We start from the raw sequence: 12,483 nt of genomic DNA on the forward strand, positions 1-12,483 counted from the left end.
ATGACTGTGAATGACGCATTCTTTTTATGACATCAACTTACTCGAAAATCACCGGCCTGGGTTTCTACGTACCCGACAACATCGTCATGAACGACGATTTGAAACAGTACATGGAAACCTCCGATTCCTGGATTCAGGAACGGACTGGTATCAAGCAGCGCCGGTATTTTACCTATGGTAAAGACACTAACGCCAGCATGGGCACTGCCGCCAGCCGTATGGCACTTGAGCGGGCCGGTGTGGCTACTACCGACGTTGATCTGATTGTATACGCAACCATTACGCCCGACTATTACTTCCCGGGATCGGCATTTCTGATGCAGCGCGAACTGGGGCTGGAAGGCACCGCCGTTATCGACGTTCGTCAGCAGTGTTCAGGCTTTGTATACGCCTTGTCGATTGCCGACCAGTTTATTAAAGGTGGCATGTATAAAACCGTGCTGGTTGTCGGATCCGAAATCCAGTCGTCTTTACTGAACAAGTCTACCGAAGGGCGTAATGTAGCCGTAATTTTTGGCGATGGGGCAGGGGCTGCGGTTGTACAGGCTACCACTGATCCCGAACACCGTGTACTGAGCACCCACCTTCACGCTGATGGCCGCTATGCCGAAGACCTGATGGTGAAGGATCCGGGTAGCAGTCGTGATGGCCGTTGGTTGACGGAAGCCACACTGGCAGCTGGTGACTACAACGTTGCGATGAACGGCAATGCCGTATTCAAGCATGCCGTGGTGCGGTTTATGGAAGTTATCAACGAGGCACTGGAAGCCAACGGCTACGCTGCCACCGATCTTGACTTACTGGTACCACACCAGGCTAATATTCGTATTTCTGAGTACGTCCGTCAGCAGATGAACTTGCCAGTCGAAAAGGTGTATAACAACATACATAAATACGGCAACACGACCGCAGCATCAATTCCTATTGCCATGACTGAGGCATACGATGAGGGTCGGCTTCAGCCTGGCGATTTGGTCTGTCTGGCCGCTTTCGGAAGTGGATTTACCTGGGCATCGGCGCTGATTCGCTGGTAGACAGGCATCCTGAAAACAACAATCCGCCCTGGATGAACCTAATTTGGTCATACAGGGCGGATTGTTAGCGTTGCTACATACCACTGCCACTAGTAAGTCCCTACGGAAAGCATTACCAGTGTGCAGGCTTCGATAGGCTCAATACCCTCTTCTTTCAACTGCCGGGCTAAGTCGGAGTTTTCTGCGCCAGGATTGAAGATGACCCGCCGGGGCTTAAGCGTTTTTAAGTAATCAACGTAGCCTGCCTGATTGCGGGCGCCGACATACATGGTTACCGTGTCAACGTCTGTAAGCTCGGGTAGCCCTGTCTGTATAGGGTGTCCCTGGATCTGCCCCGCCCTTAGACCAACCAACTCAATATCGTGGCCATATTGTAGTAAAGTGCGGGCGGCTCTGTTTGCGTACCGGTTGGTATTTTCGGATGCGCCAATTACTAGCGTTTTCATGGGTATGCGAAAATTGTCTTTTTCTAACTACTAAACCCTGTTGGCTGTTGTTTGCAAATCCTATTTAGTTAGTAGTCTTATTTATTTAATATATTTGTTGATGATTTCTTAAACAACCCGGAAATGCTCAGAAGGCCTACACTAAGCCACGCTGCTGAGTAATTTCCAAGATGAGCTGAGTAGGACGAGAAATTATAATTGTGAATCACTAACCAATCGTCTATTTGTTTGTTTAACTTTAATTAAACAGACTTAATGAGGTTTACCTGCTAGTTTACAATCACTTCCAGCCATGATGACCAAGATGCCAGCTACTTACTGGAATGAGCAATGGGTACCCATTGTGTTTCAGGACATTGAAGACCCACCCAATTATCAAGTGTCTAATTACGGCCGTTTGCGTAGCTTTCAGGCAGGCGGTGAAGGCAAGATTATCAAAGGATCTATCATACAGGGGTATAAATCGTTAAACATTCGCAAGAAGGGTAAAACGTTCAACCGCTACGTACATAAATTGGTGGCTGAGTATTTTTTGCCGGAGGGCAAACCAGACCAGACGTACGTGTTGCACCTCGACCATGACAAGTTGAATAACAGGGTGCAGAATTTGAAGTGGGCTACTCAGGAGGAGATGATTGAGCATAATCGAACCAATCCGAATGTGCTAAACCGGCCATTGCCCAAACGTACCCGAAATTATAAACTCACTGAGAGCAAGGTGAGGATGATCAAAAAGCTCTTGCGTAATGACAAAAACCGCCTGAAAATGATAGCCCGGCAGTTTGGCATAACACACACTCAACTCAACCGAATTCGATCGGGCGAGAACTGGAAACACGTTGTGCTTGAAGACGAGCAGACCTTTCACCAGGCGACTCCCGCAATGGCCTATGCTTCGCAAAAAAATGGGTAGCCTTGAGGCTACCCATTTTTGCTATCAGTTAGTTGTCGCTTGCCTTGGTCGAGTTGGCTAGTGGAATTGCAATAAAAAAGGACGTACCCACGTCAAGAGCTGTCTCGAACCAGATGCTGCCTCCAGCATGCTCTATGCCGCGTTTTGAAATAGCCAGGCCAATGCCTGTTCCGCCCTGCTTAGTACTGAAGTTGGGTAAAAACACCTTTGATCGTATCGACTCTGAAATTCCCTGGCCATTATCATGAACCTCGATGTTGGCGTTACCGTCGGTCGAGAAAAGCCGAAGATCGATCACGGGGGTCTGGTCGGGTGGAACAGACTGAATGCCGTTGATAATTAGGTTTGTCATGATGCGCATCAATAACTGACGGTCGCCCATGATCCAGATTGGCCCGACGGCAATTTGTCGTCGAATGAATACCCGCTTATCGTCGGCGTATAAATCGGCCGCTTTGTGTACAACTGACGTTAGCTCGACCAGTTCATTCTGCGGCATCGGCATATTGGCGAAGTCAGAAAATGAAGTGGCAATGTCGCTGATATTATCAATCTGATCCAGTAGCGAGTCGAGCGTTCGGCTTACGGCGCGGTCTGTCTGCGGGTTCGTGCCGGGTAGAGTACGCTGTAATTGCTGAAGCGTCAGCTTCATAGGGGTCAGCGGATTTTTGATCTCGTGTGCGACCTGCTTAGCCATCTCGCGCCAGGCCGACTGTTTCTCGCTCTGAGCCAATGAGAATTTACTCTCTTCCAGTTTGGTCAGCATTCGGTTGTATTCCTTCACCAGCGCGCCAATTTCGTCGTCCGAATGCCATTCAATGGTTTGATTTAGTCGATCCAGGCTCGTTCGTCTGATCTTCTGCGTCATCATCCAGAGGGGTTTCGTAATGCTGCTGGAAGCAAAATAAGACAGCACAAGGAAGAGTAAGAACAAAGCTGTGAACACACTGAGTGCCGATGAAATAACTTCCAGTAATTGCCTGTCTAGTTCCGGTTGGGCGTAGAAGTACGGAATGCTGAGAATACCCATCAGGTGTTGCCCGTCAAACGATTTGATGCCGGCATAGGCCGTACTGAATTTCTTGGTTCCCAGCGATTCATTGAGCAGAATCTGATTTTCTTTGTCCTCAGAAATTCGAATATAGGCTAGGGGGTTAATGTAGGTCGATAAGTGGCCACTTTCGTACATCAGCTTTCGCGTTGTGCTGTAGAGCCGCCCCGTTGTATCAAAAAGGTTTATGTCGATATCGGCGTCGCGGGCGATCGTTTCCAGTTCCTGCTCCATGGCCTCTTTACTACGTACCTGCCGAACATGCTCGTCGAGATAAGCCTGGAAGTTAGCGGCGATATTTTTGGTATTACTGACATAATTAGACTCCTGATTTCGGACGTAGTTGCTACTGATCACGCCTAATATGATCAGGACTACCAACAGTAAGGGCAGGAAAAAAGCCAGGTTCAGTAAAATCTGAATTCGGGTTGAGTAATTCAGGCTAAAACGCGAAAACCCGTATTGAACAGCATACAACAGAATTACTCCAATGACCGACAGAATAAGAATGAGGTAGAGAAATGAGAAATTAGCAAAGACATTCCCATAGGAATACTCAGGTGATGAAACCACAAGCGTCCGGCCATTGGTACCTCGTATACCCAGATGCCTGAATCCCTCAATGGTGACGCCCTCATCATATAACGTATGACCCGCCAGAGTGGTCTGAGGTAATTTACGTTCGTAGTTATAGGATCCGGTATTATGCTTCAGCCGCAGTGTCGATTTACCTGGCGAGCGTTCATACACGGCGTGACTGTATTGCTGTATTTTGGGCGACTGCACCAGGCGGTCGTTGAACAACAGAGCCGGATAAACTAAAGTGGGTGTCTCTTTTAAAAGCTTTAAGTCCAGGACAACGTAGCCAATTATACTGCTGTCTGGCGCGTACATGTTAACGAAGTTGACATACTCCTTAATGAATTTATTGCCAACTTCATTGATGAAGAATAAATTATCGTACTTCGTTTTATACTTTTTCTGCTGAAAACGACGAACGTATTCGCTCAGCGACGTGGCATTCTCGCTGGCATCCAGTGGGGTTCCTCCTACATCGAATGATGACACTTCGGTATCGTACCTGTCAAAATATTTATCGAGATGAAGGCTTTTAATTCGGTTTTGAATGCGTTCCCGGCGTGCAACCAGCGTGTCGGTTACAAAAGCCCGCTGGATGTCCGGATCGCCATTAATGAACCCCTGCGCTTTGTGGAGCAGCAGTTCGCCGTACTCATCATTCTCGGCCAGCAAATTTTCTCCTAAGTCCCGTTTGATGAATAAATCCTCGCGAATCTGTTGCCGATACACAACACTGGCGGCCGTTGAGGCGCAAATGAAGCTCCCCAAAAAAAAGTACAGGGACGTTCTGTAGCTGAATGTGTACAACAGCCTCGGAAATTTGCTGAGATAAAGCGCGCCAAAATAAACGGTGTTAAGCAGATACAATGGCTCAAGCTGATCGCTGGCGAGTACAAGAAAGACGAGGCTAATCAGTGTACCGATCAAAAAGAGAGATGTCCCTTTCAAGAGCCGACGGTTAAGCCGGATAAAGAGACTGACCAGTATATGTTGAACCAGGAAATAAATAACGGATAGGATGATAAAGAACAGTAAACTGGCAATCTTCAGCGCGGAAATATCAAGGGTTAGGGCCAGATTTAGGGTATACTGCGATTTCTCGTAGAGTGCGTTCAACTGGTTGAAGCAAGCGAAATAAACAAGGTTACTGGCGAAAACCAGACATACCGAAACTACTCTCCACACTACCGGCGGCTGGCTGATGAGCAGACCGTAAGTTCGAGAACGGTAAAAATTAAGGACAAGGTAGAAGGCAACTGCCATCAGGGCTATCCCGTTTAGCATCAGGTCACCCAGCGAAGGGGCTAATTCAGAGGAAGCATAATGCTTGGCACTGAATAAATCATTCTCAATAAACAGATAAGGAACGCCCATGTAGAGCATAACCCCCCGTAGCATCAGTAGATACCCACTGAGCCAGAGAAGTCCCACTTCATAACGACGTACCTGGGCGCACCAGCGCAAACGACGAATCACATAAAGGCCCAGAAACAACACACCCAGCGTAGCCAGAATGACTGTGTTGACAGGGGTATACCGGTTGCGAAATGGATCTACTTTCGGCGGAGTAACCGAAAACAGGAAGACTGGCGTCGCATCATAAATGTTTTGATAGGCCGCTCCCTTAGTAGTCGTTAGGGACTGAGGATCAAGCGAAAACAACGCTGGGTTATACCCTGACTGAAGAAATGAATTAGTTGTCGTATACCGCCGATACACGACAATTAGCGAGAACACATCAAGCGTGTCTTTTTTTCGAAACGTCCGGTTATGACTGACAATAAAACGCCCCTGATCAAAGTCGACCAGCTTAGGGTAACGAATCGCGACAATACGATTGAAGTCAGGAATGAATCGATTATCTGACCAATATAGCAGACGCTTATTTTTAAAGATAAAATAGGGGTAATTGGACGGGTAATTCAGAGAATTAAACGTGTAATTGGGGAGGGTGGCCAGCCGGGCGGTCAGTTGACTTAACTCTTTAAGGCTCTGTTTTGATTCTGATTTAATCCGATTCTGAATAGAAGCGACGTACTGCTCGTCTGTCGCGCCGGGCGCGTTGTTTTCCAAAAAAGTATAGCAAAGCGCTGACATGCAGAAGGCGACGATTGCTAACAGTAAGAAAATATGACGTTCTATGAAAACCACGGGTGTATGCAAAGACAAACAGATACTTAGTAGGTAAAACGCCCTAAAACCGTGCCATTATTTAATGTCAACGGCGCGGTCAACAATAAATCCGGCACCTTCGTCTGTCTGCTCAAATCCAATTGTAGCGTCCAGAACATAAAGCAGATGGCGGCGGTCAATGATTACCCGCACACCATCCACGGCATAGACTTCGTCTGTTGGGCCTGGTATGTCGAAGCCAAGTAGCCAGGATGAGCCACAACCGCCCCCTTTTACGCCGACTCGAAGGCCATACTCAGCCGGAATTTTTTGCGTTGTAAGCGTGTCAATAATCTGGGCACGGGCTTCGGGGCGAATTTGAACGGGGGCAATCACCATAAATTGATCGGCGAGTTATGTCTCGGCCAGTTAACTAACACTAAACTACAAAAAAATGAGCGTTCTAAGTGATCTGGTCAAACTTCTTGTACCAGCAGCCCTTGTTTTGTACGGTATGTACTTAACTGTAAAGCTATTGCTTGAGCGGGAGGCCGCCCGCCATCACAATGAAGTGAAACAGCGATACAGCGAAAACGTAATCCCCATTCGCTTACAGGCCTACGAGCGGATGGTGCTTTTTCTGGAACGGATCAGCCCCAACAATATGCTGCTTCGCCTGGGCGGTTCGGCCGATTCGGCCCTCGAACTGCAGCAACTGCTCCTCCGCGATATTCGCGATGAGTACAACCACAATCTGTCGCAGCAGGTGTACATGAGCCAGAACGCCTGGGATCAGGTGCAGACCGCCATGAATGACGTTACTACCCTGATTAATCAGGCCGGCGGCGACGTGCACCCCGACGCTCCGGCAATCGATCTGTCGAAGCGGATTTTTGAGCGCATCATTCAACGCGACCGCCAGCCTACTGCCGATGCGTTACGAGTGGTGAAAGAAGAAATTCAGACGATGTTTATGTAGGCCGAGGCTCGAAAAGGAACCACGATCCTGCCTACAAAAGCTCGTGCGAGAGTTGGACGGCCGCCGCAAACGCGGCCATGTCCAAACCGGTCCTGACGCCTAACGTACCCAGCGTGGCCACGATTTCTTCGGTGGGCAAGTTACCTGTCAGCGAATCGGCAGCCATTGGGCAACCACCAAGCCCGCCAATGGCCCCATCAATGCGGCGTACCCCCGCTTGCACGGCGGCCCGTACCTTGGCGGGCGCTTCACCGGGTAAGGCATGCAGGTGCGCCCCAAACGAATAATGTGGAAATGCATCGGCCAGGTGGTTGAACAGCGTTTCGATGGCATCGGGTGTGGCGGTCCCCACTGTGTCGGAAGGCACGATATGCCGAATAGCAAGGTCGGCCAGCCGGTTGGTATACTCGATCACCAGCTCGGGGCTGTAGGCATCGCCATACGGGTTACCGAAGCCCATCGATAGGTAAACCACCAACTCTTTATCGGCATCCTGACAAAGGCGCTGCATTGCTGCCACATCGGTCAGGGCCTCCTGAATGGATTTGTTGGTGTTGCGCTGCTGAAACGTTTCAGATACCGACAGTGGAAAACCAACGTACCTGATCGCTTCGTACCCAACCGCCTGCTCGGCGCCGCGCTGGTTGGCCACTATGGCCAGCAGCTTCGTTTGGGTGTTGGTCAGGTCCAGACCAGCCAGCACGTCGGCGGTGTCCTGCATCTGCGGCACTGCTTTCGGCGACACGAACGAGCCAAAATCGAGCGTGTCGAACCCAACTTGCAACAGGGCGTTGAGGTATCGAATCTTATCCGCCGTAGGAATAAACCGCGTCAGGCCCTGCATCGCGTCGCGCGGGCATTCGGTAATGGTCATAGGGGTGAACAAGTGGTAGAGTAACGGGTGAACGAGCGTTTTGCCATCAGCCGTGCATTCCGGTGTAAGCAACTCTCACTCGTTCACGCTATCGCTCCTTTACTGGTTGAAACTCTTCATGATCCAGCCGCCGCCCACCACGTCGTCGCCTTCGTAGAAAACGGCCGCCTGACCCGGTGCAATGGCCGATACGCCTTCATCGAAACGTACCTCGATCTGGTCGGCCCCGGTCTGAACGACGGTTGCCAGCGTACCTGGATCTTTGTACCGCACTTTCGTCACTGTCCGAAGCGGCTCCGCAATGCTGGCGTATTTCTGCAGGTTCAGTTTACTTACCATCATGCCGTCGCGGTACAGATCTTTGTCGAGTCCCAGAATAACTTCGTTGGTCTCTTTCCGAATCTCGGTAACAAACACCGGATGGCCCAGGGCAATGCCCAGCCCTTTCCGCTGACCGATGGTGTAGAACGGATACCCTTCGTGCTTGCCGACTACCTTACCCGACCCCTCCAGAATGAAGTTGCCACCGGCTACTTCGGCTTCCAGCGTCGGCACGCGGCGTTTCAGAAATCCCCGGTAATCGTTGTCGGGCACAAAGCAGATTTCGTACGATTCTGACTTGGTTACCAGTTCAATGAAGCCCCGGTCGGTAGCCATTTGCCGAATCTCTGATTTTCTTAAATGCCCCAGCGGTAGTTTTGTCCGCGCCAGGCTTTCCTGCGACACGCCCCAGAGCACATACGACTGGTCCTTCAGCGTATCTACGCCTTTCGAGATGACGTACCTGCCATTCGATGGTCCCTCGGCCGTATCCTGCCGGATGTGCGCGTAGTGGCCGGTGGCAATATGCTCGCAATCGAGGCGGTCGGCGCGGCGGAGAAGTGCGTCCCACTTAATGTGCGTATTGCACAGTACGCAGGGGTTCGGCGTGCGTCCTTCCAGGTATTCACCCGTGAAGTGATCGATCACGGCGTCGCCGAATTCGTTGCGGATGTCGAGAATGTAATGGGGAAAACCGAGGCTTACCGAAATGTTGCGGGCGTCGTTGATGGAGTCGAGGCTACAGCAGCCGGTCTCTTTTTTGGTCCCGCCCGACGAGGCGTAGTCCCAGGTTTTCATGGTCATGCCAATGACCTCATAACCTTCTTCGTGCAGCATCACCGCTGCCAGCGAAGAGTCGATCCCGCCGCTCATCGCGACCAGGATTCGTCCGTGTTTGCTCATGGTATCTGACCGGATTCAAAGTCCGGCGATAGTACTGGTTTGTCTGTTTAGCCACCCAGGCCTATGTTAACTGGCGTGAAATTACTTAACGAATGCCGAAGCGTGAATAGTTTCGATCAATCACCGGATGAGGCGCGGTTTGGAGTTTTTGCCGTTAAAATCACGAGCACCCTCTGAGTATGTCAGTATTGCGTCTGACCTTTGCCAGTGAACCCGTTTTACGGAGTACCCTTACAATAGCTATGAGAATATACCGCACCGCCAACGGCATCGTCCTTGAATCAGAAGGGCAGTTTAAACAGATCAAGTCAACCGATTGGGACGCTTACATCAACCGGGATACGTTATTTGACGACGCAACTGCCGATTTCAACAGTGACGATGCCGTACTGAAAAACGCCGACTGGCTGACCACCATACAGCCTATCCTGCCGCCCATTCAGAGTCAGGAAGTGTGGGCGTCGGGGGTAACGTACCTGCGCAGCCGCGATGCCCGGATGGACGAGTCGAAAGTAGCGGGAGGCGATACTTTTTACGATAAAGTATACGATGCCGAGCGGCCCGAACTGTTTTTCAAAGCATCGGCCCGGCGCACGGTAGGTACCAACGATTCGGTCCGAATTCGGAAAGACTCGACCTGGGACGTACCCGAACCTGAATTGACGCTGTTTATTACCTCGTCGGGCAAGATCGTTGGCTACACGGCTGGCAACGACATGAGTTCGCGGAGTATTGAAGGTGAAAACCCGCTGTACCTGCCGCAGGCAAAGAGCTACGACCGTTGTGCCAGTCTTGGTCCCTGCCTCTACGTACCCGGTCAGCCAATTGCGCCCGAAACGCTGATCAGTTTGGTCATTGAACGGGCAGGTGAGGTGGCCTTTTCGCAAAGCATCCAGATCAATCAGATGAAGCGTAGCCACACCGAATTGGTATCGTTTCTGTTTCGCGAGTGCAGTTTTCCCGATGGTGTTTTTCTGATGACGGGTACGGGTATTGTTCCACCTAATACCTTTACGCTTCAATCAGACGATCGAATCACCATCACCATCGAGGGCATTGGTGCCTTAACGAACTGGGTTGAATAACTGTAGGGCTGAACCGGGCGTTACCGCTGGTGCTTCGGTAGAAAATCGCTACAATAACCATCGAAGCTGGCGCTTCATTAATATAATATCATGCAACTGACTGGAAAACAATGGATCGGTGGTGAGCCATCATGGGAGGGTTTAGAGCAATTTCAGGCGTATACGCCGCACAACAACCAACCAATGGAGACGGTGTTTTATGAAGCCACTGCCGCCGAAATAGACCAGGCCGTTAAGCTGGCCGACGAAGCATTCTGGACATACCGGAAAACAAGTGGTGCCCAACGCGCCGCTTTTCTGGAAGCCATTGCCGAAGAAATTCTAGCGCTGGGTTCGCAGTTGATCGATACCGCTGCGCAGGAATCAGCCCTGCCGGTGCCCCGCCTCGAAGGCGAACGGGGCCGCACGGTGGGACAACTGCGTTTGTTTGCCGATTTTATTCGCAGCGACGCCTGGATTAATCCGATCAGTAGTCCGCTGCAGGCGGTGAAACAGGCTAACGGCGAGCCAGCCATGCTGCACCAGATGCAGATTGCCCTGGGGCCAGTCGCGGTGTTCGGAGCGAGTAACTTCCCGCTGGCCTTTTCGGTAGCGGGTGGCGACACGGCTTCTGCGCTGGCGGCGGGTTGCCCGGTGGTGTTCAAGGCGCACCCCGCCCACCCAGCTACCTGCGAACTGGTAGGACGTGCCATTAATAGGGCGCTGGAAAAAACAGGCTTGCCTGCCGGTGTATTTTCACTGATTCAGGGAGCAACCCATCGCGTTGGAGAAGCCCTCGTACAGCATCCGCTCATCAAAGCGGTTGGCTTTACGGGCTCATATCGGGGTGGGAAAGCCCTGTATGATCTAGCGGTGCGTCGGCCTGAGCCTATTCCTGTTTATGCCGAAATGGGTAGTACAAACCCCGTCTTCTTTTTGCCGGGTGCCCTCGCCGAGAATAAAGCAGCCCTTGCTACGGGGTTTGCGGCATCAGTAACGCAGGGTGTTGGTCAGTTCTGTACCAATCCGGGACTTTTCGTTGTAGGAAGTGGCCAAACTGATTTCACGGACGAACTCGATCGCCAGTTGGCGGCAACCAACTGTGGCGCGATGCTGACCGCCGGAATCAAGCAGGCCTACCAGCAGGGCATCACCCGCCTGCGCGCCATTGCCGATACGACAGCTTCGGCTGGCTGGACAGGCGATGACGTTCAGCCGCACCTGCTGATGACCACCGTTGCCAGCGCCATGAAATACCCCGAACTGGCCGAGGAAGTGTTTGGCCCGTCGACGGTGGGGATCGTGGCCGAGTCGAAAGCCGAGATTATGGCGTTTGCCCGTAGCCTGCACGGCCACCTGACCGCCACCATCCACGGCACCGAAGCCGATCTGTCCGACTACGCCGATCTGATCGACGTGCTAAGTATGAAGGTCGGTCGGTTAGTCTTCAACGGCTTCCCGACGGGCGTTGAAGTGAATCACGCGATGGTGCACGGCGGCCCGTTCCCCGCTACCACCGATAGCCGCAGTACCTCTGTCGGCACCACAGCCATCTACCGGTTTACCCGGCCCATCTGCTTCCAGGCATTCCCTGAATCAGCCCTGCCAGGTACGTTGGTGTCAGCATTGTAACATAGACTTCAGTCGGGGACTGAGTGTCCCCGACTGAAGTCTATGTTACCTAATTCGTTTGTGGCACAAGAGTAAGCGTTACCAGATCGTCGCTACCTTCCCGAATAAAGAGGTCAACGCTCTTTTCGCGAATGTTGTCGATTTTAGTAGCCCAGTTTAGCGGCTTTTTAAAGTCAGCCGTTTCCGACACAATCAGGTCGTTGGTTGTATTATCGATCTTGTAAAACAGGGCCTGGGGTTTAGCCTCACCCAGTAGCTGCACCTCAAACCGGTTATCGGTCAGAAACCGGAGCCATTCCACTTCCATATCGACTTCGCCAACCTGCTGAACACCGCGTTCGTAATATACGCTGTTGTTTTGACTGGCTTTGGCAACCACCCATTTGGGCTGGGCTGTCAGCCATTGGCGTGCCTGTCGTGCTTGCGCCGTTTCGGTTGGTGCCGCAGGATCAACGGTCGTTTTAGTACAGGCTGACAACAGGGTGATCAGCATAAAGCAGAGGGAAAATAGGAGTCTGGTCATGGCGTTGGTTTGATTTAACGTTCAGGACAAAGTGCAGGTAGCCCCGCGAAAG

Annotated in this window: 11 protein-coding genes; 5 read left to right on the plus strand and 6 right to left on the minus strand. The window is 51.4% G+C overall.

Annotated features, from left to right (window positions below):
* Positions 1-26 precede the first annotated feature (26 nt).
* Positions 27-1,034 (plus strand): 3-oxoacyl-ACP synthase III family protein, encoded by a 1,008-nt coding sequence (locus tag F7231_RS03090; protein WP_166690852.1) that lies wholly within the window; start codon positions 27-29, stop codon positions 1,032-1,034.
* Positions 1,035-1,123: 89 nt separating this feature from the next.
* Here the strand turns inward: F7231_RS03090 and F7231_RS03095 are convergent, their stop codons facing one another.
* Positions 1,124-1,480, minus strand: a complete 357-nt coding sequence (locus F7231_RS03095; protein WP_085414742.1) for a CoA-binding protein — start codon at positions 1,478-1,480, stop codon at positions 1,124-1,126.
* Between the two features lie 292 nt (positions 1,481-1,772).
* Here F7231_RS03095 and F7231_RS03100 point away from each other — a divergent pair, with 292 nt between their 5' ends.
* Entirely contained in the window at positions 1,773-2,393 is a 621-nt protein-coding gene (locus F7231_RS03100) for an NUMOD4 domain-containing protein (RefSeq protein ID WP_166690853.1), read from the plus strand.
* Between the two features lie 28 nt (positions 2,394-2,421).
* Here the strand turns inward: F7231_RS03100 and F7231_RS03105 are convergent, their stop codons facing one another.
* Both F7231_RS03105 and F7231_RS03110 read right to left on the minus strand, forming a co-directional pair.
* Positions 2,422-6,096: a sensor histidine kinase gene (locus F7231_RS03105; protein ID WP_310589179.1), complete on the minus strand. Its 3,675-nt coding sequence runs from the start codon at positions 6,094-6,096 to the stop codon at positions 2,422-2,424.
* A gap of 135 nt (positions 6,097-6,231) precedes the next feature.
* Positions 6,232-6,534 carry a HesB/IscA family protein gene (locus tag F7231_RS03110; RefSeq protein ID WP_085414739.1) on the minus strand — a complete coding sequence of 101 codons (303 nt, stop codon included), beginning with the start codon at positions 6,532-6,534 and terminating at the stop codon, positions 6,232-6,234.
* A 55-nt stretch (positions 6,535-6,589) separates the two neighbouring features.
* On the opposite strand from F7231_RS03110, the gene F7231_RS03115 reads away from it, so the two are divergent.
* The gene (locus F7231_RS03115) at positions 6,590-7,114 is read left to right on the plus strand and encodes a DUF7935 family protein (protein WP_085414738.1); all 525 of its coding nucleotides are present in this window, start codon (positions 6,590-6,592) and stop codon (positions 7,112-7,114) included.
* Between the two features lie 31 nt (positions 7,115-7,145).
* Here the strand turns inward: F7231_RS03115 and F7231_RS03120 are convergent, their stop codons facing one another.
* A complete protein-coding gene (locus F7231_RS03120) occupies positions 7,146-7,988 on the minus strand; it encodes a hydroxymethylglutaryl-CoA lyase (protein ID WP_085414737.1) in 843 nt (280 codons plus the stop codon).
* Positions 7,989-8,087: 99 nt separating this feature from the next.
* Positions 8,088-9,212 (minus strand): tRNA 2-thiouridine(34) synthase MnmA, encoded by a 1,125-nt coding sequence (gene mnmA / locus F7231_RS03125; RefSeq protein ID WP_085414736.1) that lies wholly within the window; start codon positions 9,210-9,212, stop codon positions 8,088-8,090.
* Between the two features lie 242 nt (positions 9,213-9,454).
* On the opposite strand from mnmA, the gene F7231_RS03130 reads away from it, so the two are divergent.
* Both F7231_RS03130 and F7231_RS03135 read left to right on the plus strand, forming a co-directional pair.
* The gene (locus tag F7231_RS03130; protein WP_166690855.1) at positions 9,455-10,297 is read left to right on the plus strand and encodes a fumarylacetoacetate hydrolase family protein; all 843 of its coding nucleotides are present in this window, start codon (positions 9,455-9,457) and stop codon (positions 10,295-10,297) included.
* 90 nt (positions 10,298-10,387) lie between these two features.
* The gene (locus F7231_RS03135) at positions 10,388-11,908 is read left to right on the plus strand and encodes an aldehyde dehydrogenase (NADP(+)) (protein ID WP_166690856.1); all 1,521 of its coding nucleotides are present in this window, start codon (positions 10,388-10,390) and stop codon (positions 11,906-11,908) included.
* A 49-nt stretch (positions 11,909-11,957) separates the two neighbouring features.
* Here the strand turns inward: F7231_RS03135 and F7231_RS03140 are convergent, their stop codons facing one another.
* Positions 11,958-12,431: a hypothetical protein gene (locus tag F7231_RS03140; protein WP_166690857.1), complete on the minus strand. Its 474-nt coding sequence runs from the start codon at positions 12,429-12,431 to the stop codon at positions 11,958-11,960.
* Between the last annotated feature and the right edge of the window lie 52 nt (positions 12,432-12,483).

Origin of the sequence: Fibrivirga algicola (genome assembly GCF_011742925.1) — a bacterium.
GTDB lineage: Bacteria > Bacteroidota > Bacteroidia > Cytophagales > Spirosomataceae > Fibrella > Fibrella algicola.

What these genes read in the sequence shown, in the direction of transcription:
- F7231_RS03090 (WP_166690852.1), top strand. Translation starts at nt 27, where the DNA reads ATGACATCAACTTACTCGAAAATCACCGGCCTGGGTTTCTACGTACCC.
- F7231_RS03095 (WP_085414742.1), bottom strand. Translation starts at nt 1,480, where the DNA reads ATGAAAACGCTAGTAATTGGCGCATCCGAAAATACCAACCGGTACGCA.
- F7231_RS03100 (WP_166690853.1), top strand. Translation starts at nt 1,773, where the DNA reads ATGATGACCAAGATGCCAGCTACTTACTGGAATGAGCAATGGGTACCC.
- F7231_RS03110 (WP_085414739.1), bottom strand. Translation starts at nt 6,534, where the DNA reads ATGGTGATTGCCCCCGTTCAAATTCGCCCCGAAGCCCGTGCCCAGATT.
- F7231_RS03115 (WP_085414738.1), top strand. Translation starts at nt 6,590, where the DNA reads ATGAGCGTTCTAAGTGATCTGGTCAAACTTCTTGTACCAGCAGCCCTT.
- F7231_RS03120 (WP_085414737.1), bottom strand. Translation starts at nt 7,988, where the DNA reads ATGACCATTACCGAATGCCCGCGCGACGCGATGCAGGGCCTGACGCGG.
- mnmA (WP_085414736.1), bottom strand. Translation starts at nt 9,212, where the DNA reads ATGAGCAAACACGGACGAATCCTGGTCGCGATGAGCGGCGGGATCGAC.
- F7231_RS03130 (WP_166690855.1), top strand. Translation starts at nt 9,455, where the DNA reads ATGAGAATATACCGCACCGCCAACGGCATCGTCCTTGAATCAGAAGGG.
- F7231_RS03135 (WP_166690856.1), top strand. Translation starts at nt 10,388, where the DNA reads ATGCAACTGACTGGAAAACAATGGATCGGTGGTGAGCCATCATGGGAG.
- F7231_RS03140 (WP_166690857.1), bottom strand. Translation starts at nt 12,431, where the DNA reads ATGACCAGACTCCTATTTTCCCTCTGCTTTATGCTGATCACCCTGTTG.